Source organism: Trinickia mobilis (assembly GCF_017315705.1).
GTDB classification, from domain to species: domain Bacteria; phylum Pseudomonadota; class Gammaproteobacteria; order Burkholderiales; family Burkholderiaceae; genus Trinickia_A; species Trinickia_A mobilis.
In genome coordinates, this window is sequence record NZ_JAFLRF010000070.1 from 1 (window position 1) to 20,855 (window position 20,855).

Below are 20,855 nucleotides of genomic sequence, written 5' to 3' on the forward strand. Positions count from 1 at the left end.
GCGGATGCCTCTGCCGGGTTGAGCTATCTGCAACTTCATTCTCTGACCTGTCGGATTAATGGTTAAAAAAGGGGGGCGCGTTGCCGCGCTCACTCTCCAATGAATTTCTGCAGCAGGCGGCCCAACTCATCGAACTCCGCCTTCGTGAATTTCCTCAGCCGCACATTCAGCACTTCCGGCGCGATCTTCGGAATCTCGGCCGCGACTTCTTCGCCCTTCTTCGTCAGCACCAGGTTGACCACCCGGCGATCGTCCGCGCTGCGCGAGCGTTCCAGCAACCCCTTCGCTTCCAGCTTGTCGAGCATCCGCGTCATCAGGCCGGTGTCGACGGACAGCACCTTCGAGAGCTCGAACGGCGTGGAGGCCCAGCCTCGCTGCATCGCGAGGAGAACACCCATCTGCTGGCTGGTGATGTCGAGCTCCTTGAGGGCCGCATCCATTTCCGCAATGAGCAGGTTGCGCGCCTTGGTCAGCATGAACCCCACGCTTTGCGTCAGCGAGAAGCTTTCGGTCGTGTAGTGCTCCATGGCGTCAATGACCGCCCGCGCCCGCTGCGCTCGCCGCCCCATCCTTGCTGGGCTTGGTCACCCAGACGAGCGGAATGATCACGACAAAGAGCGCCGCCGACAGCCAGAACACGTCATTCAAACCCAGCATTGCCGCCTGTGCGTTCAACTGCGTTTCAAAAAAGGCCTGCGCTTTGAAGAGACTCGCGTGCAACGTCGCCTGAATGCCGGCGAGCGCGTGCACGTAGTTCGGGTTGTTCATGCTGGTCTGCTCGGCGAGCTGCGCATGGTGCAGGATCGTCCGGTCGTTCCAGGTGTTACTGAGGAGCGACGTGCCCACCGCGCCGGCGAAGACCCGCACGAAGTTCGAGAGACCCGCGGCCGCCGGAATCTTGTCCTTCGGCAAACCCGACAGGATGATCGCCGTGAGCGGCGTGAAGAACAGCGCCATCGGGATGCCCTGCAGCAGCGTCGGCAGCACGAGCGTGTAGGGGTCGACGCCCGTCGTGTACCACGAGCGCATCAGGAACGTGCCGGCGAACCCCAGGAACGCAAGCGTGGCGAGCACGCGGCTGTCCGACTTCGGCATGATCTTGCCCATCACCGGCGCAAGGAGCACGGCGAAGATGCCGAGCGGTGCCGTCACGACCCCCGCATCGACAGCCCGGTAGCCCAGATACTCCTGAATCCAGGTGGGCAGAATCACGAGGTTGGCGAAGAAGATTGCGTACGCGACCGAAATCGCCACCGTGCCGCCTAGGAAGTTGCGTCCGGTAAAGAGATGCAGGTCGACGATCGGCTTGGCCTCGGTCAGCTCCCAGATCAGGAAGAACAGGAATGCGATCAGCGCGACGATCGACAAGACCCAGATTGTCGGGGAATTGAACCAGTCGAGATCCTTGCCCTTGTCGAGCATGATCTGCAGCGCGCCCACCCAGACGATGAGCGAGAGCACCCCGACCTTGTCGATCGGCAGCTTGCGCGACGGCGTTTCGCGCTTGCGGTAGAGCGCCCAGATCACCGCTGCGGCGAAAATGCCGACGGGCACGTTGATATAGAAGATCCACGACCAGCTGTAGTTGTCGGTGATCCAGCCGCCCAAGGCGGGACCGGCGATCGGTCCGACCGTTGCGGTCATCGACCAGAGCGACAGCGCGCTCGAGCTTTTCTCCTTTGGAAACGAAGCGAGCAATAACGCCTGCGACAGCGGGATCAGCGGCCCGGCCACCGCCCCCTGCACGACCCGTGCAGCAAGGAGCACCATCAGGTTGGGTGCCAGGCCGCATGCCGCCGACGACAGCACGAACAGCAGGATCGCGACCACGAAGAGCTTGACCTGCCCGACCCGCTGCGTGAGCCAGCCGGTCAGCGGAATCGACACCGCGTTGGCCGCGGAGAACACGGTAATGACCCACGTGCCTTCGTCGACCGACACGCCGAGGTCGCCGGACAGCGTCGGGATCGAGACGTTGGCGATCGACGAGTCCAGCACATTCATGAAGGTCGCGAGGGACACGGCGAACGTACCTATCAGGAACTGCCAGCCAGTCAATGGTGCGGGAGCGCCTGCGGTATTTGGCGGGTTCATGTTGCATCCTTTAAGGGGTTGGGCGGCCGGCTGTCCTGAAACCAGCGCCATTTATCTGATATGTCAGATATTTAGGTAAAAAAAAATGGCTCATCCGTCGAGCAACTTGCCGAGGAGACGGCACAAAGCCGCGAATTCCAGCGAGTAAAGTCCGACAAGCGCCGGTTCAACACCGCCCCGGATCAAGAACAACATGCGATGAATACTAAACCGATCGGTTCGGTTCCGTCAAGTGACTCACGTTACAGCCCGTATTTTTCGATAATTAATGTCAATTTCGTATCATACCGTACGGTTCGATCTAAGCTGCTTCTGTGGTATCGTCCCGTTTTACTTCACCAGCGACGGAACCTATGGCTATCTCCTCAGGGCGCTCGAAGACGACCCTGTCTTCCCAGTGCCTCTCGTCTGATGGGGCGGCAACCCAGTCCGAAAAGGCACGTCTTGTTCTTGCAGGGGCAAGAGCTGTTTTCTTGGCCAATGGCTTTAGCGCCGCGACCACCGACATGATCCAGCAAGCCGCCGGGGTATCGAAATCGACGGTTTATTCGCACTACCCGAACAAGGAAACCTTGTTCGTAGCGGTCGTCGAAGTCGAATGCGAGCTGTTTCAGAAAACGATCCGCAAGCACACATTCCCGGAGAAGCGCCTTGCGGGGATGCTCAACGCGATAGCGCAGGCATACCTGGAGCTTTTGCTGTCGCGTGACGGATTGGCTCTGTATCGCGCGATCGTGTCCGAAGCGCCGAGGTTTCCCGAACTTGGAAGACGCTTCTATCTAGCTGGCCCGGGTGCCATGAATAACGCCGTCGCTCAGACGTTGGAAGCCGCCGAGTCGAGAGGGGAAGTGGAGCTCGGCGGCATCGGACGCGATTGCGCAGCCTCGCTCTTCGTGAATATGGTGCGTGGCGAAGCGCAGATGCAATGCCTGACGCACCCTGATTCTCCCGCGTCCGCCGCCCAACGGGACCGATGGGCAAAAGACGCGGTCACTGCATTTCTGCGTGCATTCCAAAAAAACGCCGCGGCTGGCTGACACCGAGTCCACTCTATGCCTTTGCATAGCACCGACCGCCGAGGGGTGCGCGCAGTCCGCATCGGTTAGACAGAGCGTGACGCTCCATCACGGCAAGCCCCCCGGCGCCTCTCATCTCGTGGCGGGATGATTCACCCCGGGCGGTCGGCTAATGTCGAACCGACTCTCGGGTGCGACGAGCGCATAGGCCGAAGGGCCGCCTGCGCGAAGGATAATGCCTGCGCCGAAGGTATCGAAGAGACCGTCTTTAAGCAGGTCTTTAAGCAGGTCTTTACGAATGTGCACGGCGACGACTTCTCCCAACACGAGCCAGGCGGCGACAGGCGTACGCTTGTGATCGCGAAGCTGGACCACTTCGGTGAGCTTGCATTCGAAGTTGACGGCGCTTTCGGCCACGCGTGGCCTGCTTGCTCCCGATTCGATCAGGCTCCCTGCAGCGACAGCTCGACATGCTTCAGACGCCGCACAATGCGGTCGAGGAATTCGACCGTGACGTGCGGCAGCGCCCGTTGACTGGGTGCGATGATGCCGACGGTAAGCGCGTTCACATTCTCGTCATCGAGCGGACGCCACACCACCTCGCCGCGCGCGAGCTCGTCGAGGAAAGCCAGTTTGGAAAAGAATGAAATGCCCCTCCCCGACGCGATCAGCCGTTTGAGCAGCGTCGTCGAATTGCAGGTCACGCTCGGCTGCAGCGATTCCCAGATCTCGGGGAAATTGGTCGTCACGACGCCCTGGATCGGTGAACGCCCTTCGAGCCGCAGAAACGCGTGGCAACGGCAGTCGTCGAAGCTGATTCGCTCCCGCTTCGCGAGCGGATGCGACGCCGCCATGACCACGCCCGGCGGCAGCGACACTTCAAGCACCGGGTCGAGGCCTGCCGGCAGCTTCGTGATATACGAAATGCCGATGTCGTACTCACCGCTGACGAGTCGCGCCGGCACGTCGTGCGGCGGCACCGCGGCGATCGAGTACGTCACGGCCGGATAGACCTCGGAAAACTCCTCGACCGTGGCGGGCAGGAAATCGACGAACAGCGAATCCATCGCAACCACGGACACGTGCCCCTTGCGCTCCCCCTTCAGATCGTCGAGCTCGCTGCGCATCAGGTGGAAGTCGTTCAGCGTCGCACGAATGTGCTGCAACACGCGCTCGCCGGCCGCGTTCAGGCGGATGCCGTTCGGCAGCCGGTCGAACAGCTCGGTTCCCATCTCCGCTTCCAGCTTCAGGATCTGCCGGTTGACCGCGCTCGACGCGACATAGAGATTCTGCGCGGCCTTGCGGATCGAACTGCACCGCGCCACCTCGACGAAATACTTCAGGACGTTCGCATGCATCTCGTTTTCTCAGGACATGATCCGCGGCGGCCAGTCCGCAACTTTGGGATGGTCACAGGCCACCTTGCCTACGTCACATGCACCACCCGGCGAGCCGAGCGCACTCACGCTCGCGTCGAAGAACTCCCGGTTCACGGCGGCAAACGACGCTTCCGCTTGCGGGAGTTCCTCTTCATGGAAGATCGCCTCGGTCGGGCACACCGACGCGCACACGGCGCAGTTGATACATTCGCCGGGGTGTATATAGAGCGTGCGCTCGCCTTCGTAAATACAGTCGACGGGGCAGCATTTCACGCACGCGCCGTCCTTCACGTCGATGCACGGCGAGGTGATCACATAGGCCATCAGCGTCCGCTCCAGCGGGGTTTGCGTTTCTCCTGGAAGGCGCGCACGCCTTCGTATGCGTCCTCGGATTGCAGCGCCTCGACGAGAGCCGGTAGCCGCAGCGCCTGCGCTTCAGCCGGCGACAGCGTGGACGTGCGTCTGACGACCTGCTTGATCGCCTGCAGCGACAGCGGCGCACACGCGAGCACCGCTTCGACCCATCGGTCGACGGCGGCGTCCAGTTCGGCGCGCGGCACGACTTCGTTGACGAGACCCATCTCGAGGCCCTCGCGCGCGGACAAGCGGCGGCCGGTCAGCAGCATGGCCATCGCCTGGCGATACGGAATCTGGCGTTGCAGCAGCGTCATGCCGCCGTCGAGCGGCATGCGCCCGACAAGCGCCTCGGGCAAGCCGAAGCTCGCCTCCTCGCACGCGATCACGAGATCGCAACCGAGCACCATCTCGAAGCCGCCACCGAGCGCGTAACCATTGACGCGCGCAATCACGGGCACGTTGAGCGTCTCGCGCAGCGCAATGCCGCCGAAGCCGCCGGGTCGCGGTGCCGCCCAGTATTCGAGGCCGCTTATCGAAGGATTCTTCAGGTCGGCGCCGACGCAGAACGCTCGCTCGCCCTCGCCGGTCAGCACCACGACGCGCACGTCCCGGTTGTGCTCCAGCTCCGTCCAGATGCACTGCAACTCGTCTTCGGTCTCGAGATCGACGGCGTTGAGCGCCTCCGGGCGCGCGAGCGTGACTCTGGCGACGTGCTGATCGATTGATAGGCGTACGGTCATGATGCCTCCGTGGCGACGCCGTCCGCCAGTTCGCGGAGCACTTCCTCGGTATGCTGTCCGAGCCGCGGCGGCGCTCGCCGCAGGCCGACTATCGCACCCGACAGCTGAATCGGGCTGCCGATGAAACGCACCGGCTGGCCTTCGCCCTCGCCTTCGAGAATCATCTTGTTGTGCAGCGTTTGCGGATCGACGAGCGCTTCGCGCAGATCGCGCACCGGCGCGCACAGCAGGTCCTGCTCTTCGAGCCGGGCGAGCCAGAACTCGCGCGTATTGCTCGCAAAGCGCTCACGGAAGATGCGGTGCAGTTCGGCCTTGTGGCGGAACTGCTCGTTGAGGTTGGCAAAGCGCGAATCGATCGACAGGTCCTCGATTTGCAGCGCCGCGCAGATGTCGCGCAGCGGATTCGGCTTGAACGCGCCGACCAGCACGAGGGGACCGTCCTGAGTATCGAATACGCCGGAGAGCGGCATCGCAGCCCAGTTCACTTCGGAGTCCTGCATCATGATCATCGCCGCTTCCTGCATCTGCATCGCCAGCATCGAGTTGTACAGCGACACGTCGACCTTCTGCCCCTCGCCGGTTCGCTCGCGATGCAGCAGCGCGAGCAGGATGCCCTGCATCAGGTGCATGCCGGCCGAATAGTCCGCAAGCGCCGTCGGATACACCGAGATCGGCAGCGACTCGTCGGCGCGACGCGCCATCACGCCGCTCATCGCCTGCGCGAGCACGTCTTGTCCGCCCTTGTGCGCATACGGCCCGGTTTCGCCGAAGCCCGAGCCGACCGCATAGACGATGCGCGGATTCAGGCTGCGGCACGCTTCGTAGCCGAGGCCCATGCGGTCCATCACGCCAGCGCGGAAGTTGCTGACGACAACATCCGCATCCGCGATCAGCGTCTTCAAGGCCGCCATCTGCTGCGCGTCGCGCAAGTCGAGCGCCACGCTGCGCTTGTTGCGGTTCAGGCTGCAGAAGATCGGATTGTCGGCGCCGGCCACCGGCTCGAACGTCGAGCGGCTCAGGTCGCCTGCCCCCTTGCGCTCGATCTTGATCACGTCCGCGCCGTAGTCGGCGAGCATCTGCGTGCAGACCGGCCCCATCATGACTTGCGTGAGATCGATCACGCGCACGCCCGAGAGCGGCAATTCGCGCGCGCCTGGCGTGCTGTTGGCGCCGGTCATGCCGCCTCCCGTGCGTCGATATGAACGGCAAGCGGCGGGATGTCGGCGTTGCGGCCCACCTGATCGCCCGGATCGCCGCCCTGTGCGCGCAGCGTCTTCTGCAACGCACGCACATCGACGTTGCGGACCGAAACGCCCGCGCCCAGCGCGAGCGCCGCGGCAACACCGGCCGCTTCGCCCATTGCCATGCAAGGCGGAATTTCCCGCGACATCTTCTGCGCCTGGGACGTCGCCGAATAGTGGCGGCCGGCGACGAGCAGATTGTCCACTTGCTTGGGCAGCAGCACGCGGTACGGCATGTAGTAGTCGCGTCCGCGCGCCACGGTGTCCTCGAAGCGGGTGCGCTGCGCGAGGTCCTCCTTGGTCATCACGTATTCGCCTTCGAGCAGACGCGTCTGGCGCACGCCGGTTTGCGGAGCGACATCGACCACGTAGCAGTTCTCGAAACCGGGCAACTTTTCACGCACGAAATCGACGGCTGCATGAATGTGCTTGCGGCCCTGCACTTCCGCGCGCGTGAGGTCCTCGGGCTTGAGGCCGTCGAGGCCGGGCATGTGCGGGCAATTGCACCAGACGACGCCGGGCAGCGGCGTCTTGAGCCACCAGTAGCCCCACGATCCGCCGAGAATGCGCTTGATCTGGCGATCGAGCGCGGCGAACGCATCCGGCTCTTCTGCCTCGAAACGCTCGGCCGCGTCGGTGTCCACGCCGCCCAGGCGAAACACCGTCGTCGTGATGTAGGTGCCTCCGACATGCGGCACGCCCGCGGACGCCGCAACATCGAGGTCGCCGGTCGCGTCGATCACCACATCGGCGAGGATCGCCTCGCGGCCGCTCTTCGTGTCGCAAATCACGCCCTTGACCGTGCCGTCCTCGACCAGCGTGCGCGAGAACCACGAGTGCAGACGCAACTCTATGCCGAGTTCCTCGACCATCTCCAGCGCCACGCGCTTCATCCCATCGGGATCGAACGCTACCGCGAAACAGACAGGATGCGGCGTCTTCTGGACGTGGAAATCGAAGGTGCCCCAGCGCCCCCACTGCCGATAGGCCGCGGGATCTTCACCCCATTCGTGCGAACGCGGGAACATCGCGAGCTTGCGTGCGGCCATGCGCTCGATAAACGTCATGCAGGTGCCGCGCACCGAAATCTCGTGCAAGTGGTTGTCCCACATGTCGTCGAGCACGAGTACCATGCCGCCCGAAGCAAGCCCGCCGAGGTGGTTGTATCGCTCGAGCAGGATCACCTTGGCACCGTTGCGCGCCGCGCCGATCGCCGCCGACAGCCCCGCGGGCCCGCCGCCGACCACGACGACGTTCGCCTTTGCCGCCACGCGAACGTCGCGTGCGGGCTCCTGGATCCAGTCACTGACTGTGTTCATTGAAGCTCCTCTCTGAGGTGGATGGTGTCGCTCGGGCTCAATGCGCGCTTTCGGGCTGCCACTTGACGAGCCAGCGCTCGAGCACCGTAATCACGAGAAAGAACAGGCCTGACAGGACGGCGCTCATGATGATCGCCGTGTAGAGCAGGGCCGAATCGAAGTTGTAAGTCGCCTGGATGATCATCGCGCCGATGCCTTGCGTCGCGCCGATCCATTCGCCGACCACGGCGCCGATCACCGACATCGACGCGGCGATGCGCAGCGCCGAAAAAAGATACGGCAGCGATGCATAAAGGCGCAGCTTGAAGAAGACCTCGCGTTTGCTTGCCGACAGGATTTGCATGAGCTCCATCGCCTGCGGATTGACCGCCTCGAGCCCGCGCACCATGTTCACCAGCGTCGGGAAGAAGCAGACGATCGCCGCGATCGTGATCTTCGGTTCGAGGCCGTTGCCCATGATCAGCACGAGAATCGGCGCCTTCGCGACCACCGGGATCGAGTTGATCATCACGGCGACCGGATAGAAGATCTCCCGCAGCGTCTTGCTGTGAACGAACAGCGTGGCCAGCAGGATCGCCACCAGGTTGCCGATCAGGAAGCCGCCGGCGGCCTCGATCGCGGTCGGCACCATGTTCTGCAACAGCAGGTCGCTCTTGCTGACCAGGGTTTGCAGCACGAGCCACGGCGACGGCGCGATGAAGGGCTTCACATGAAAGCCCGCCACCACTGCCCACCACGCGAACAGGAGCCCGGCGACGCCGAGCGCCGGCAGACTGCGCGAGCGCCACACCTGCTGGCGGCGGCGCGCCCGGAAGGCCTGCGCCTCGGGGTCCGCCGCCTCGGGCGGCAGGTTCAACGGGATCTCGGACGTAGCCATCAGCAGGTCTCCAGTACGCGCCGCAGATATGCAGCCAGTTCAACGAATTCGCGAGTCTCGCGGATATCGAGCGTGCGGTCTTCCGGAAGGTTGACCGGCACGATCTCCCTCACGCGGCCCGGATTGGCGGCAAGCATCAGCACGCGCTGCCCGAGAAACGCCGCTTCATAAATGCTGTGCGTAACGAACAGCGTGGTCAGGTTCAACTCCTTCCAGACCCGGCGCAGTTCCTCGTTGAGGCGGTCACGCGTGATTTCGTCGAGCGCGCCGAACGGCTCGTCCATCAGCAGCACCTTCGGGTCGCTGACGAGCGCGCGCGCGATCGCAACGCGCTGACGCATCCCGCCGGACATCTCGTGCGGGTACGCATCCTCGCGCCCCTTCAGGCCGACGAGCTCGAGCAGCTCGCGCGGCGTCGCGCGGCCGGCTCGCGCCTTGCCGCGCGCGATTTCGAGCGGCAACTGCACGTTCTGGAGCGCCGTGCGCCACGGCAACAGCGCGGCGTCCTGAAACACGAAGCCGATGTCGCGGCGCTCGCGTGCGACCTGGGGCGCCGCGCCGAGCACGCGAATGTCGCCGCGGCTCGGCTTGATGAGATCGGCGACGACCCGCAACAGCGTCGACTTGCCGCAGCCCGACGGGCCCAGCAGCGTGAGGAATTCGCCTGCGGCAACGTCGAGACTCAAGCCTTCGATGGCCGTGACGCTGCGCCGGTCGGTGAAGAAACGCACCTTGACGTTGCGGCAGCTGATCGACGCATCGGCGTCCGGCGGCTCCACAAGAGACGAGCCGGGCTGTTCCGCGCGCGGCGGATTCAAAGTGGCAGCATGCATGGGTTACACCAGAAGTCGGGATGGCCGGGTGGCATTGAGGACATCCATCGTCATGACGTCCTCGACCTTGGGCTGATGCGCGGCGAACTGGCCGAGCTGACCGTACATGTCGATCTGCTCTTCCCAGACTTTGCTGTCCATCGTCCCCCAGCCTTGGGCCTTGGTGGCCGCGTCGAACGCGTAGCCCATCAGCGAATCGATGGCGACGCGCTCGTCGGCGCGGTTCAGGTTCGGATATTCCTTGACGAGCAGGTCCACCGCTTCGTCACGATGCGCGTTTGCGTAGAGCCAGCCGCGGGCGGTCGCCCGGATGAAGCGCGTCATGGTGTCGGGATGATCCTTGAGCGTCGCGAGCGTCGTGTAGTACGGCAGCGCGTAGAGCCGCACGCCGGCGTCCCACAGCCGCAGATCGACGCGGTCGGCGCCGAGCGGCTTGAGCGCCGTGGTGTTCGTTTGCCAACCCGTCACCGCTTCGACCTGCCCGCTCAAAAGCGGCGTCATGTCCGCGCCGATCGGCACGATATCGACCTGAGTTTCCGGGATCTTGTTCTTCGCGAGCAGCGCCTTGAGCAGCACGATGCCCGTCGACTGGATGCCGATGCGCTTGCCGATCATGTCTTGCGGCGTGCGGATCGGCTTCCTCTTGAGCGAAAAGAACGTATAGGGATGCTGCTGAAGCCCGACGGCAATGCACTTGATCGGCAGGCCCTGGGAGACCGCCAGCATGATCGAGGGGCTCGACGAGATCTCGCCGGCCTCGAAACGCCCCGATGCGACGATCGCAACCCCGTCGATGTTCGGCCCGCCCGGCTGGATGTGGAAATCGATCCCTTCTTGCTCGTAGAAGCCGAGCCGCTTCGCCGCGACCTCGGCGACCTGGTTGCCGCCCGGAATCCAGCCGAGCTGCATGTTGACCGTTACTTTGTTGTCCGCGAAAGCGCGCACCGAAAGCAGCGCGCCTGCCGCAGCCATGCCGCCCGCCGCGAGCGTCAACCGCAACACGCGGCGGCGTTCGGCATTTTCGATTGTTGACATCTCCATGTCCGGTGATCCTTTTTGGGTTCAGGGAGCCGGTCTGGCTCTTTTCGCAGTGTTGCCGGCCAAACCTATTGTCAGTAGCCGGAAGTGTCCCCGCAAGCATCAATTTTGAAGACGCTCGATGCCAAAATTCGCTCACTCCGCCTGCGCAAGGATCTCGTAAGCCAGGACGTGCCGTGCGCGAATCGTGCACTGGTGGCCGGAGATCGAGCGAAAAATTAGCTCGCTGGTGGCCAAAATCAGTGCTAGGCGGCGAGAATTTTGTTCCGCAAGAATTAGTTCGCCATTCCGCAAGAGTCAGTTCGCAATTCCGCAAGAATCAGCTCGCCAAAAGGGATTGGCCATGAAGCGCCCGATGCAATACGGTACCGAACGGCGGGGCATTCGTTACGAACTGCTTTCACGCTGACGGGCAGGCTTGCCTTGCATCGCGTCCGGATCGCCGTGTAGTCGCCACCCGGCAACCTGCTGGAGTCCGTTCGAAGCAACAAGCTTCAAATCACATGGCATTCGTTTCGCAATCCTACTTATATGCGCATGGATCGATCGTTCACGCTGCAAAACAGATATTCAAGGTAACCATGACTCGACGTCTCTTTGTTCTTGCGGCGGCCGCGCTCGCCTGCCAGGCCGCCTCTGCCCAATCCAGCGTGACGCTTTACGGATTGATCTCGACCGGCATCGTCTACGCAAACAACCAGGTAGGCGCCGATCACCACGGTCACTCAACGTGGCAATTCGCGAGCGGACCCATGCAAACGCCTCGCTGGGGTGTCAGAGGGACCGAAGATCTCGGCGGCGGTCTGAATGCCATCTTCACGCTGGAGAACGGCTACTCCCTCGCCAATGGGACGCTTTCGCAAGGCGGCCGCGAGTTCGGACGGCAAGCGTTCGTCGGACTCTCGTCGAACAGGTACGGCACCGTAACGATCGGGCGACAATACGATGAAGCGGTGACGCTGTGCGGCTTCGAGTCGGCATGCCAGTTTGCGGCGTATGGCGCCCATATCGGCGACAGCGACAACGTGTTCGACACGTTCCGCATCAACAACGCAGTCCAGTACAAGAGCATCAACTACCACGGCCTTCAGATCGAAGGTCTTTATGGTTTTTCGAACAAGGCCGGTGGCTTCTCGGATAACAACGCCTATAGCGCTGGAGCACAGTACGCCAACGGACCGCTGACGCTCGGGGCAGCGTATGTGCAGGTCAACAACCCCAATGACTCGAACAACACCAATGGCGCGGTGGTCAACGACTACGGTTTCTCGTCGCCCTTCATCACCAATCCGGCGACGGGCTCGAGCGTGAGCAAGCATCGGATGTTCGGTGCAGGCGGCGCCTATTCACTCGGGACCGCGAGGGTTTCGCTGCTCTATACGAACGTAATGTTCGAATATCTCGACACCTCCCGGCTGTCGCTGCAAAACGCCGAGCTTTCATTGACCGATTACGTCCGCCCGAACCTCTTGCTCGGCGCCGCGTACATCTTCACGACCGGCGCCTACCATCCGCAAGACAACAATCCGAAATGGCATCAGGTGAACGCGGGGGCCGACTACTTCCTCAGCAAAAACACGGATCTTTTCCTCGTCGGGATTTTTCAGAAGGCGGCGGGCGACGCGAAATTCGCACAGATCTATTCGCTTTCGCCATCGGCCACTACGACGCAAGTCTCGGCCGTCATCGGCATGCGGCACAAGTGGTAGGGCGGTCACGACGACACGGCCATGAACCAGCCACCCTGCCGGGGCGCCCGTCGCGGCGTGTCCCCGTCGCACCGACCCTCTTCGATTCAAGGAACAAACGCATGCAGATTTCCGGCAACCTATTGATCGGCCAGCGGTCCGTTCGCGGCAGCCATGGCGAGATCCGGGCCATCGACCCAACCCATGGCGCCACGCTCGAACCGGTCTTCGGCGGCGCAGCGTACGCCGATCTGGACGAGGCCTGCGCGCTCGCCGCCCAAGCCTTCGATACCTATCGCGAGACGTCGCTCGCCAAACGCAGCGCGTTTCTGGAGGCTATCGCAGACAACGTCCTGGAACTCGGCGACACGCTGATCGCGCGCTGCATGAGTGAAACCGGGTTGCCGCGCGCGCGCATCGAGGGCGAACGCGCACGCACCGTTGGGCAATTGCGGATGTTTGCCGCGCTCGTGCGAGAAGGCGATTTTCTTGGCGTGCGCATCGACCCCGCTATGCCGGAGCGGCAGCCGATGCCGCGCGTCGATCTGCGCCTGCGCCATATCGCGCTGGGTCCGGTCGGCGTATTCGGCGCGAGCAACTTCCCCCTCGCGTTTTCGGTGGCGGGAGGGGATACGGCTTCGGCGCTGGCGGCGGGTTGTCCCGTCGTCGTCAAAGCGCATTCAGCCCATCCAGGCACGTCCGAACTCGTCGGGCGGGCGATCCAGAGGGCCGTGCACGACTGCGGCATGCCGGAGGGCACCTTCTCGCTCCTGTTCGACAGCGGCCTGGAAATCGGGCAGGCCCTCGTGAACGATGCGCGCATCAAGGCCGTCGGCTTCACAGGTTCGCGCCGCGGCGGCACGGCATTGATGGGCATCGCCGCGGCACGGGCCGAACCCATCCCCGTCTACGCGGAGATGAGCAGCATCAACCCCGTTTTGCTGTTTCCGCAGGCGCTATCGACCCGCGCGGAGTCAATCGCCCGGGAATTTGCCGCGGCGTTGACCATGGGCAGCGGTCAGTTCTGCACGAACCCCGGGCTAATCCTGGCAGTCGAGGGTCCAGAGCTCGAACGTTTCATTGCCGCGGCCACCGCGGCATTGACCGACACGCAGGCTTCGCCGATGTTGACGCCGGACATTCACCGCGCCTACGAAACCGGCGTCGAGCGGATGGCCGTGCACCCCGATGTCGTTACGTTGTTGCGCGGCAGCAGCGACGCACTGCACGGTGGCCGCCCCGCGCTGTTCGCGACGAACGCCGAGGCGTTCAGGCGAGCGAGCGAGTTGCACGACGAAATCTTCGGCGCATCATCGCTCATCGTGCGCTGCCCCGATCTTGCGACCATGCGTGCATTGCTTGAACGGCTCGACGGACAGTTGACCGTCGCATTGCATATCGATGAGAACGACCATGCGGACGCCCAGACGTTCGTGCGCACTATCGAGCGCCGCGCCGGCCGCATCGTCGTCAACGGCTTTGGCACCGGTGTCGAGGTCGGACATGCGATGGTGCACGGCGGCCCCTACCCGGCGACGTCCAACGGCGGCTCGTCGTCGGTGGGCAGCCTCGCGATCAAGCGCTTCTTGCGCCCGGTCAGCTATCAGGACATGCCCGAAGCGCTGCTGCCCGACGCGCTTAAAACCACGAACCCGCTCTCACTCAACCGACGCATGGACGGAAAGCTGCAACTCCGTCGGTAGCGGAGGCAAGCCGAGCGAAAACGCACGCTTGCATCGTCTGCAAACGCGCCGGTCCGATCGGCAAGCGGGTTTCCGCGGTGCTCAAAGAGGACGACGTCGACGGCGTGATTCTCACTCACGGCACCGACACCATCGAAGAAACGGCCTATTTTCTGCACCTGACCTTAAAGAGCGCAATGCCTGTCGTCGTCGTCGGATCGATGCGGCCGCCATCGGCCATGAGCTCCGGCGCGTCATTCAAGCGCCGCAAAAAGCCCGCATCCTGCTGATGCTGGCGATGCTGAGCAACCCGAACGAACGGGGGGCGCTGCAAGCCGCCTTTTATCGATATTGACGCGTGCCGGTGGGGGCGCGCCGCCCGCATCCCATCCCATCCCATGCCTCACGGGCATGCCCACCAGCCTAGAAAGTCTTTTTGCTTTAAGCAATCGCCCACTAGATTAGCGAACAAGGGGCAACAGGGCGCCTACCGCATTGTAAAGCGTCGAACCGCCGGTTTGCCGGACACGCTGCGCAAGGTGTTCTGCGGCCCGATCATCGCATCCGGCGGTTTCACTGCACCGAGAGATCAGATGCTTTACGAAATCCGCACCTATACGTTCAAGCCGCTGCGCGGCGCCGACTGGCTTGCTTTATACAAGAGCGAAGGCCTTCCGCTTCAACAGGAATTTCTCGGCGAGCTGATTGGCTTCTTCACGACTGAAATCGGCGATATCAGCCAGATCGTGCATATCTGGGCCTACAAGAGCCTCGACGATCGCATCGAACGTCGCGACCGGATGGCGGCGGACAGCCGCTGGCAGGAATTCGGCCGCAAGGTGAAGGCACTCGACATTTTCGTCAGCATGGAGTCGCGCATCATGCGTCCAACCGACTTCTCGCCGCTGAAGTAACAACCCGAAACACACCCGTACGCGACTCGATTGCATGCCCTCAACTGCCGCGAGGAATACGATGTCTACCCCCGTTTTCGACGAACTTCCCGCACCGCTCAGGAGCGTGCAAACGCGCCCTCTGTTCGTGATGCGCCTCGATGTCAAACCCATCGTGATCGTCGGTGACACGCCGGGGCCCTTTCGCCGCGTAGGCATCGTGCCGTCCGGGACTTTCACGGGCGTTCGGCTGAGCGGCAAGGTGCTGGACGGCGGCAGCGACTGGCAGGCCGTACGCAGCGACGGCAGCACTGCGCTCGATGTGCGCCTGATCCTGCAGACCGGCGACGGCACGAACATCACGATGGCGTACCGCGGCATCCGCCACGGCGCGGCCGATGTGATCCAGCGGCTGGAGAAAGGCGAAGAAGTCGACCCCGCGAGCTACTACTTCCGCATCAATCCGATCTTCGAAGCGCCCGCCGGAAAGTATGAATTTCTAAATCGGGTCATTGCGGTCGGCACGGGTCACCGCTTCAAACATGGTCCCGTTTATAGCGTGTTTGAAGTCCTGTAAGCAGAGGACCGAGATCTTTGCCTTCAGCCGTAATCCCGAACTTCACCAAGGAAAAGTCATGTCCACCCATCCCGTCGTTCTAATCACAGGCGCACTGACCGGCATTGGCCGTGCCACCGCACTGGCTTTCGCCCGTGAAAACGCGCATGTCGTCGTCTCCGGCCGGCGCGCGGAAGAGGGCCGGAAACTGGCTGAGGAACTTCGCACGCTCGGCGTGGAAGCAGAGTTTTTACAGTCCGATGTTCGTTTCGAAGACGAAGTCCGCAATCTTGTCGATCAAGTCGTCGCGCGCTTTGGCCGGCTCGATGTGGCAGTCAACGCTGCCGGCACCGAAGGTCCGTCCGGCCCGCTTACGGATAGCACTCCTGAGAGTTATGCCGCCGTCTTCGATACCAATGTACTCGGCACACTGCTCAGCTTGAAACACGAGATGCGCGCGATGCTCGCGCAGGGCAGCGGCAGCATCGTCAACATCTCGTCTACGATGGGCTCGCGCGGCGCAGGGAACCTGTCCCTCTACGTGGCAAGCAAGCACGCGGTTGAAGGCCTGACCAAATCGGCGGCTATCGAGGGCGCTGCATCAGGAGTGCGCGTCAACGCCATCGCTCCGGGTCCGGTTGAGACCGCGATGCTCAACCGAATTGCCGGCAACGCCGACCGGAAAACCGCCTTTCTCACAAGCGTTCCGCTCAAGCGTGCGGGAACCCCCGAGGAGATCGCCGACGCCGTCGTGTTCGTCGCGTCTGACAAGGCAAGCTACCTCACTGGCGAGATCGTCCGGATCAACGGCGGGAAAACGGCCTCGTGAGGCAGCAGGGAACGGAAGCGCTTTCCCGAAGCGAAGTCCATGATGAGCGCCCTTTTTGCGTCTACTGCACTGCGCCAGCCTGCTTGACCCTCGGGTTGCAACGTTAGCGTCGTGACTACTGAGTGCTCCAGTAGAACGCCGTCCTGGCGGTACCCGTGGCCGGAATCGTGACGGTCTTGCTCTGATCGTGGTTCTTGTACGACGCTTGCACAATGTAACGGCCTGGACGCAGCCGGACCAGCATGTACGGGCCGCGTGACGTTGCGTTCAGCACCTGGGCGCTGCGCGCGTCGACGATATTGACGTGGACGTCGGCAAGATAGTCCGAGCCCGGACCCGCAAAGAGCAGCGCTAACGGCCATTGGCTCTGCGCGCTTTGCAGGGCATTCGATTCGTCCTGACCGACACCGCCGGACACGAACGACACATCGCCCTGTCTCTGGATCTGCGGCATGCCGCCGCCGTTGACGTTGCCTGCACTGGTGTTGTCGGTCGTGGTGCCGCCCGTGACGTCGCTGGCCTGCTGCGCGCCGACGCCGCCCGTGAGCCCAAGGGTCGCTGCGGCCACCGCAGCCATCACGGCGTTTCGCCGCCGACGAGGTTGAGTATTCATCGTTTCCCTCCTCTTCGGGGACCTGCCCCAAACGTCCGAAGAGTGCGGCAACCATCGCCACCCCTCCATGAGAGGGACCCGCCCCCGGATGTCAACGTTCCTCGCAAGAGGTAACCGGGTGTTACGTCTGGATAATCCGCAGGTACCGATCTCGGGAATTGCATCGATGAGCATAACTGAGCGTCTCCGCGATCGTGTTCATCTGCGTATTCGGCACCATTCCAAATTTGACTGTTTTCACGTTTGAGCGAGCACGTTCGGTTGCGCACATTTGCCCCCAAGATGGCCTTCGGCGCCACGGCTCCTCGCTCAAAAACTCGACTCACCTAAGGTTCGCCTAAGGTAAGTCGAGCAGAATTCCCATTCCCCAATGTCTCTGGATTGGCGATGTCAAACCTCAAACAGCACGGCGACCAGACCTACGACGGCATGGCGCGCTTTCTTCACTGGCTGATCTTCGTCCTGATCGTTGCGCAGTTCGTCGTTGGCTGGGTCATGCCGGACGTGCACCGTGATACGCAACCCCAAGGCCTCATCGCCTGGCACCTCGGAATTGGCGCGACGCTGATTGCCGCCATCGCCCTGCGGATCGTTTGGCGCGTCACGCACCGGCCGCCTCCTCATAACTTGCCGCCACTATTGGCTGTGCTCTCGCGCGGTACGCACTTTCTGCTGTATGCAGCGCTCGTAGCGGTGCCGCTGCTCGGATGGGCCAATGCCTCGTCGCGAAGCTGGGCGGTGAAGCTGCTCGGCGTCTTGCCGCTGCCGGCACTCGCTCCCGCCAACTCCGCATTCGGACATGCGGCAGGCGACATCCATGGCGTGCTGGCCTGGGCACTGCTGGCGCTGATCGGCATGCACTTCGCCGCCGCACTGTTTCACCAGTTCGTCCTCAAGGACCGGGTTCTGAATCGGATGAGGCCCTAGCAGGCGGTGCCCCACACGGTGCGCGGCACCCGGCCGGAAACAGTATTTACAGACAATTACACATACGACGTTTCGCGCCGGCCACGCGCTTCATACAATCCCGGCATCGAAAACGACATTCAGGGAGACAACAATGACAGCGGCACGATCGATCATAGCGGCGGCGGCCTGTGTGCTGGCGTGCGCGTCCGCGCCGACTTTCGCGCACAGCGGCGGCAACGGCGGAGGCAGTGGCGGCGGCAACGGCGGGATGGGAGCAGGTGCCGGTCACGCAGGCGGCATGTCAGCGAGCCATATGAGCAGCAAGGGTTTCAGCAACACGAATAGTCCGATCGCGGCGGATCGCGACAAAGGGCATGCCCGCGCAGCCGATCGCGCGAGCCTGCATTCACAATCGCACCTCAGCAAGCACGTCAAACGCGGCGAGCACCGCGCCCTTGGCCGCGAAGTATGACGAGCACCAACGGCCGAAGCCGGACGCCGCCACTGCGAACGGCTTCGCCAATCCTTCCGCGCGCAGCGCGAGAACTCACCGCAGTTGCCGCGCCGGCGCAATCAGCGATCGCGGTGGGGCCTGACGCCGCCTTCAATTCTTGCGGGCGGCAGTCCAGTCCGGATGGCATGTGAAGGTTAGCGTCGTCTCGTGCGTCTCCATGGCGCCGATCCCGGACGTGCTCACCAACTTCGTGGACGCCAGCATGCCGCGCTGCTTGCAGAACTGATCCGCGCGGTCATTGGCCTGGTTCCACGCCCTGCCCCATGCGAGCGATCCGCCCGCGGCCTCGGCGGTAATCACATACGTATTGGCCTGCCCGGTGGGCGTGATGGCCGGGCCGCTCGCGCATGCGCCGAGCAGTCCTGCCGCGAAAATGGTGACGAAGTATTTTGCGTGTCTCAGCATTCCATCGCTCCGAAAGACTGTCGGACAAATGAAAGCAAACCGGACCACAAGCTGTCGACCGGTGCGGCAATCACCGCTGTCGAAGCTGGGTCCCGGAGCGTTAAAGAGTTTCGAGATAGGGGCGATTCAATCGCCTTCAAGTTTCCGAATTTGCAACAGTCAGTTGCAAGGCGCTTCCCGTGCGCCCCGCCCCGCTCGGTAGAAACCCGAAATTGAGTCTGGCTCATACCTAATCCCACAAAAAATCCATTCTTCGGGAACCGGGCTCGACAGCACAATCACGATACCCGCCTGACCCAAAACGGATCAGGGTGCGGTCGGCACAAGTACAAGTCTTAGAACGACATTGATATTGGAGACGGTCAACGATGCGATTCAAACAACTTCGCGCGGCGCTCTTCGCCGCTCTCGTGCTTGCCACCGGCGGCGCAGCTCACGCGGCCAGCCCGAGCGACTGGTGCGCCTCCGGCAAGACCGTGCACTTTGCCGGCATCACCTGGGAAAGCGGCGCGTTCGCCACTGAAGTGCTGCGGCAAATTCTCGAGAAGGGCTACGGCTGCAAGACCGACGTCGTGCCCGGCAGCACCGCGGCCACCGAAACTGCGCTCGCGCACAACGACATCCAGGTCTGGGCCGAGCAATGGACGGGCCGCAGCGAGATCACGGCGAAGGCCGTCGCTGCGGGCAGCGTCAAGCTGGTCGGCGATACGCTGCCGGGCGGCACGAAGGAAGGCTGGTTCGTTCCCGAATATGTCGTGAAGGGCGACCCTGCGCGCGGCATCAAACCGTCGGCGCCGGGGCTCGTTTCCGTGTCCGATCTGCCGAAATACAAGAACCTCTTCACCGACGACGAAGAGCCCAACAAGGGCCGCTTCCTCAACTGCCCGAGCGGCTGGGACTGCGAGCGCGTGAACACGCGTCTTCTGAAGGTGCTCAAGCTGGACGACTCCTATACGAACTTCCGCCCCGGCACTGGCGCTGCGCTCGACGCGGCGATCGCGTCGGCCTACGCGCGCGGCAAGCCGATCCTCTTCTACTACTGGGGCCCGGCCGCGCTGATGGCGAAGTACAAGCTCACCGAGCTCAAGATGCCGCCGTACAACGACGCCTGCTGGCAGACGCTGCGTAATGAAAGCAGCACGTCGCAATGCGCGTCGTCGTACATGGTGTCGCACATCACGGTGGGCGTGTCGACGCCGTTCTACGAAGCGGACCCGCAATTGATCGCGCTCTTCAACAAGGTCAAGTTCCCGATGGACTTCCTGAACGCGACCATCCTCGACATGAACACCAAAAAGCTCGACGGCAGCACGATGGCCACGGACTTCCTGCGCACGCATCCCGAGATGTGGAAGCAGTGGGTGCCGGCCGACGTCGCTTCGAAGATCCAGGCGAGCCTCGCGAGCTGATGATGAATTCGTTTTTCCTACACTTGTCGATCGCCGACTGGGTGAACGACGCCGTGCAATCGTTCGTCGCGGCGTACGGCGACAGCTTCCACGACTTCAGCACGACGCTGCTGCGCTATTTGCTGGTGCCGCTCGAAGGCGCGCTGCGTGCGGTGCCGCCGTGGCTGCTCCTGATCGCGATCGGCGCGCTCACTTGGAATGCGACGCGGCGTCTTGGCGTCGCAGGCTTCTTCGTGCTGCTGCTCTACGCGATCGGCTGCTTCGGGCTGTGGGACAAACTGATGCAGACGCTCGCGCTGATGCTCGTGGCGACCGTGCTGTCGGTCGTGCTCGGCGTGCCGCTCGGCATTCTGACGTCGAGGAGCGCGTGGCTCAGGCGCATCCTGCTGCCGATCCTCGACATCATGCAGACGCTGCCGAGCTTCGTGTACCTGATCCCGGTGCTCATGCTGTTCGGGCTCGG

General features: G+C 63.0%; 22 protein-coding genes and 2 pseudogenes. 11 read left to right on the top strand and 13 right to left on the bottom strand.

Translation table 11 applies throughout. The features are described from left to right. Positions 1–89: 89 nt before the first annotated feature. The gene (locus tag J3489_RS35750) at positions 90–527 is read right to left on the bottom strand and encodes a MarR family winged helix-turn-helix transcriptional regulator (protein ID WP_207005527.1); all 438 of its coding nucleotides are present in this window, start codon (positions 525–527) and stop codon (positions 90–92) included. A 4-nt stretch (positions 528–531) separates the two neighbouring features. Continuing rightward, entirely contained in the window at positions 532–2,094 is a 1,563-nt protein-coding gene (locus J3489_RS35755) for a DHA2 family efflux MFS transporter permease subunit (protein ID WP_207005528.1), read from the bottom strand. A 353-nt stretch (positions 2,095–2,447) separates the two neighbouring features. Between J3489_RS35755 and J3489_RS35760 the strand changes: the two genes are divergently transcribed. Then, complete coding sequence (locus J3489_RS35760) at positions 2,448–3,131, top strand: TetR/AcrR family transcriptional regulator (RefSeq protein WP_207005529.1); 684 nt, start codon at positions 2,448–2,450, stop codon at positions 3,129–3,131. A gap of 111 nt (positions 3,132–3,242) precedes the next feature. Here J3489_RS35760 and J3489_RS35765 read toward each other — a convergent pair. The 9 genes and pseudogenes from J3489_RS35765 to J3489_RS35805 all read right to left on the bottom strand — a co-directional run. Continuing rightward, a pseudogene (locus J3489_RS35765) lies at positions 3,243–3,533 on the bottom strand (flavin reductase family protein); the annotation flags it as partial. A 20-nt stretch (positions 3,534–3,553) separates the two neighbouring features. Further along, positions 3,554–4,468, bottom strand: a complete 915-nt coding sequence (locus J3489_RS35770; RefSeq protein ID WP_207005530.1) for a LysR family transcriptional regulator — start codon at positions 4,466–4,468, stop codon at positions 3,554–3,556. 9 nt (positions 4,469–4,477) lie between these two features. Next, positions 4,478–4,813, bottom strand: coding sequence for a ferredoxin (gene fdxA, locus J3489_RS35775; protein WP_207005531.1), 336 nt, complete (start codon positions 4,811–4,813; stop codon positions 4,478–4,480). After that, positions 4,813–5,586: an enoyl-CoA hydratase-related protein gene (locus J3489_RS35780; RefSeq protein WP_207005532.1), complete on the bottom strand. Its 774-nt coding sequence runs from the start codon at positions 5,584–5,586 to the stop codon at positions 4,813–4,815. Before J3489_RS35780 ends, fdxA begins: the two co-directional genes overlap by 1 nt. After that, the gene (locus J3489_RS35785) at positions 5,583–6,764 is read right to left on the bottom strand and encodes a CaiB/BaiF CoA transferase family protein (protein ID WP_207005533.1); all 1,182 of its coding nucleotides are present in this window, start codon (positions 6,762–6,764) and stop codon (positions 5,583–5,585) included. Before J3489_RS35785 ends, J3489_RS35780 begins: the two co-directional genes overlap by 4 nt. Beyond that, positions 6,761–8,146 (bottom strand): FAD-dependent oxidoreductase, encoded by a 1,386-nt coding sequence (locus tag J3489_RS35790; protein ID WP_207005534.1) that lies wholly within the window; start codon positions 8,144–8,146, stop codon positions 6,761–6,763. The genes J3489_RS35785 and J3489_RS35790 overlap by 4 nt, the downstream gene beginning before the upstream one ends. A 37-nt stretch (positions 8,147–8,183) precedes the next feature. Then, the gene (locus J3489_RS35795; RefSeq protein WP_207005535.1) at positions 8,184–9,023 is read right to left on the bottom strand and encodes an ABC transporter permease; all 840 of its coding nucleotides are present in this window, start codon (positions 9,021–9,023) and stop codon (positions 8,184–8,186) included. Beyond that, complete coding sequence (locus J3489_RS35800; protein WP_207005536.1) at positions 9,023–9,856, bottom strand: ABC transporter ATP-binding protein; 834 nt, start codon at positions 9,854–9,856, stop codon at positions 9,023–9,025. The genes J3489_RS35795 and J3489_RS35800 overlap by 1 nt, the downstream gene beginning before the upstream one ends. Before the next feature lie 3 nt (positions 9,857–9,859). Further along, positions 9,860–10,891, bottom strand: a complete 1,032-nt coding sequence (locus tag J3489_RS35805; RefSeq protein WP_207005537.1) for an ABC transporter substrate-binding protein — start codon at positions 10,889–10,891, stop codon at positions 9,860–9,862. A gap of 584 nt (positions 10,892–11,475) precedes the next feature. On the opposite strand from J3489_RS35805, the gene J3489_RS35810 reads away from it, so the two are divergent. The 6 genes and pseudogenes from J3489_RS35810 (at position 11,476) to J3489_RS35835 (ending at position 16,542) form a co-directional block, all read left to right on the top strand. Then, positions 11,476–12,603 (top strand): porin, encoded by a 1,128-nt coding sequence (locus tag J3489_RS35810; RefSeq protein ID WP_207005538.1) that lies wholly within the window; start codon positions 11,476–11,478, stop codon positions 12,601–12,603. Positions 12,604–12,704: 101 nt separating this feature from the next. Beyond that, positions 12,705–14,285, top strand: a complete 1,581-nt coding sequence (locus J3489_RS35815) for an aldehyde dehydrogenase (NADP(+)) (protein WP_207005539.1) — start codon at positions 12,705–12,707, stop codon at positions 14,283–14,285. Between the two features lie 56 nt (positions 14,286–14,341). After that, positions 14,342–14,521, top strand: a pseudogene (locus J3489_RS35820) (asparaginase domain-containing protein); the annotation flags it as partial. A gap of 141 nt (positions 14,522–14,662) precedes the next feature. Next, positions 14,663–15,178, top strand: a complete 516-nt coding sequence (locus tag J3489_RS38190) for an NIPSNAP family protein (protein ID WP_242540575.1) — start codon at positions 14,663–14,665, stop codon at positions 15,176–15,178. A 61-nt stretch (positions 15,179–15,239) separates the two neighbouring features. Then, the gene (locus J3489_RS35830) at positions 15,240–15,734 is read left to right on the top strand and encodes a DUF3237 domain-containing protein (RefSeq protein WP_207005540.1); all 495 of its coding nucleotides are present in this window, start codon (positions 15,240–15,242) and stop codon (positions 15,732–15,734) included. A gap of 58 nt (positions 15,735–15,792) precedes the next feature. Further along, positions 15,793–16,542, top strand: a complete 750-nt coding sequence (locus tag J3489_RS35835; protein ID WP_207005541.1) for an SDR family NAD(P)-dependent oxidoreductase — start codon at positions 15,793–15,795, stop codon at positions 16,540–16,542. A 115-nt stretch (positions 16,543–16,657) separates the two neighbouring features. On the opposite strand, the gene J3489_RS35840 is transcribed toward J3489_RS35835, so the two are convergent. Continuing rightward, on the bottom strand, positions 16,658–17,155 hold the full coding sequence (locus J3489_RS35840; protein WP_207005542.1) for a carboxypeptidase regulatory-like domain-containing protein: 498 nt from the start codon (positions 17,153–17,155) through the stop codon (positions 16,658–16,660). 387 nt (positions 17,156–17,542) lie between these two features. Between J3489_RS35840 and J3489_RS35845 the strand changes: the two genes are divergently transcribed. Together J3489_RS35845 and J3489_RS35850 are read left to right on the top strand one after the other, a co-directional pair. After that, positions 17,543–18,082 (top strand): cytochrome b, encoded by a 540-nt coding sequence (locus J3489_RS35845; RefSeq protein WP_207005543.1) that lies wholly within the window; start codon positions 17,543–17,545, stop codon positions 18,080–18,082. A 133-nt stretch (positions 18,083–18,215) separates the two neighbouring features. Beyond that, positions 18,216–18,536: a hypothetical protein gene (locus J3489_RS35850; protein ID WP_207005544.1), complete on the top strand. Its 321-nt coding sequence runs from the start codon at positions 18,216–18,218 to the stop codon at positions 18,534–18,536. Positions 18,537–18,668: 132 nt separating this feature from the next. On the opposite strand, the gene J3489_RS35855 is transcribed toward J3489_RS35850, so the two are convergent. Then, positions 18,669–18,983 carry a hypothetical protein gene (locus J3489_RS35855; RefSeq protein ID WP_207005545.1) on the bottom strand — a complete coding sequence of 105 codons (315 nt, stop codon included), beginning with the start codon at positions 18,981–18,983 and terminating at the stop codon, positions 18,669–18,671. A 368-nt stretch (positions 18,984–19,351) separates the two neighbouring features. On the opposite strand from J3489_RS35855, the gene J3489_RS35860 reads away from it, so the two are divergent. Next, positions 19,352–20,392, top strand: coding sequence for an ABC transporter substrate-binding protein (locus J3489_RS35860; RefSeq protein ID WP_207005546.1), 1,041 nt, complete (start codon positions 19,352–19,354; stop codon positions 20,390–20,392). After that, positions 20,392–20,855, top strand: a 464-nt coding sequence (locus J3489_RS35865; protein ID WP_508617105.1) for an ABC transporter permease family protein, incomplete at its 3' end; no start/stop codon positions are given. The genes J3489_RS35860 and J3489_RS35865, both read left to right, overlap by 1 nt.

Excerpts from the sequence above, each read along its gene's own strand:
- J3489_RS35750 (WP_207005527.1), bottom strand. The coding sequence starts at position 527 with ATGGAGCACTACACGACCGAAAGCTTCTCGCTGACGCAAAGCGTGGGG.
- J3489_RS35755 (WP_207005528.1), bottom strand. The coding sequence starts at position 2,094 with ATGAACCCGCCAAATACCGCAGGCGCTCCCGCACCATTGACTGGCTGG.
- J3489_RS35760 (WP_207005529.1), top strand. The coding sequence starts at position 2,448 with ATGGCTATCTCCTCAGGGCGCTCGAAGACGACCCTGTCTTCCCAGTGC.
- J3489_RS35770 (WP_207005530.1), bottom strand. The coding sequence starts at position 4,468 with ATGCATGCGAACGTCCTGAAGTATTTCGTCGAGGTGGCGCGGTGCAGT.
- fdxA (WP_207005531.1), bottom strand. The coding sequence starts at position 4,813 with ATGGCCTATGTGATCACCTCGCCGTGCATCGACGTGAAGGACGGCGCG.
- J3489_RS35780 (WP_207005532.1), bottom strand. The coding sequence starts at position 5,586 with ATGACCGTACGCCTATCAATCGATCAGCACGTCGCCAGAGTCACGCTC.
- J3489_RS35785 (WP_207005533.1), bottom strand. The coding sequence starts at position 6,764 with ATGACCGGCGCCAACAGCACGCCAGGCGCGCGCGAATTGCCGCTCTCG.
- J3489_RS35790 (WP_207005534.1), bottom strand. The coding sequence starts at position 8,146 with ATGAACACAGTCAGTGACTGGATCCAGGAGCCCGCACGCGACGTTCGC.
- J3489_RS35795 (WP_207005535.1), bottom strand. The coding sequence starts at position 9,023 with ATGGCTACGTCCGAGATCCCGTTGAACCTGCCGCCCGAGGCGGCGGAC.
- J3489_RS35800 (WP_207005536.1), bottom strand. The coding sequence starts at position 9,856 with ATGCATGCTGCCACTTTGAATCCGCCGCGCGCGGAACAGCCCGGCTCG.
- J3489_RS35805 (WP_207005537.1), bottom strand. The coding sequence starts at position 10,891 with ATGTCAACAATCGAAAATGCCGAACGCCGCCGCGTGTTGCGGTTGACG.
- J3489_RS35810 (WP_207005538.1), top strand. The coding sequence starts at position 11,476 with ATGACTCGACGTCTCTTTGTTCTTGCGGCGGCCGCGCTCGCCTGCCAG.
- J3489_RS35815 (WP_207005539.1), top strand. The coding sequence starts at position 12,705 with ATGCAGATTTCCGGCAACCTATTGATCGGCCAGCGGTCCGTTCGCGGC.
- J3489_RS38190 (WP_242540575.1), top strand. The coding sequence starts at position 14,663 with ATGCCTCACGGGCATGCCCACCAGCCTAGAAAGTCTTTTTGCTTTAAG.
- J3489_RS35830 (WP_207005540.1), top strand. The coding sequence starts at position 15,240 with ATGTCTACCCCCGTTTTCGACGAACTTCCCGCACCGCTCAGGAGCGTG.
- J3489_RS35835 (WP_207005541.1), top strand. The coding sequence starts at position 15,793 with ATGTCCACCCATCCCGTCGTTCTAATCACAGGCGCACTGACCGGCATT.
- J3489_RS35840 (WP_207005542.1), bottom strand. The coding sequence starts at position 17,155 with ATGAATACTCAACCTCGTCGGCGGCGAAACGCCGTGATGGCTGCGGTG.
- J3489_RS35845 (WP_207005543.1), top strand. The coding sequence starts at position 17,543 with ATGTCAAACCTCAAACAGCACGGCGACCAGACCTACGACGGCATGGCG.
- J3489_RS35850 (WP_207005544.1), top strand. The coding sequence starts at position 18,216 with ATGACAGCGGCACGATCGATCATAGCGGCGGCGGCCTGTGTGCTGGCG.
- J3489_RS35855 (WP_207005545.1), bottom strand. The coding sequence starts at position 18,983 with ATGCTGAGACACGCAAAATACTTCGTCACCATTTTCGCGGCAGGACTG.
- J3489_RS35860 (WP_207005546.1), top strand. The coding sequence starts at position 19,352 with ATGCGATTCAAACAACTTCGCGCGGCGCTCTTCGCCGCTCTCGTGCTT.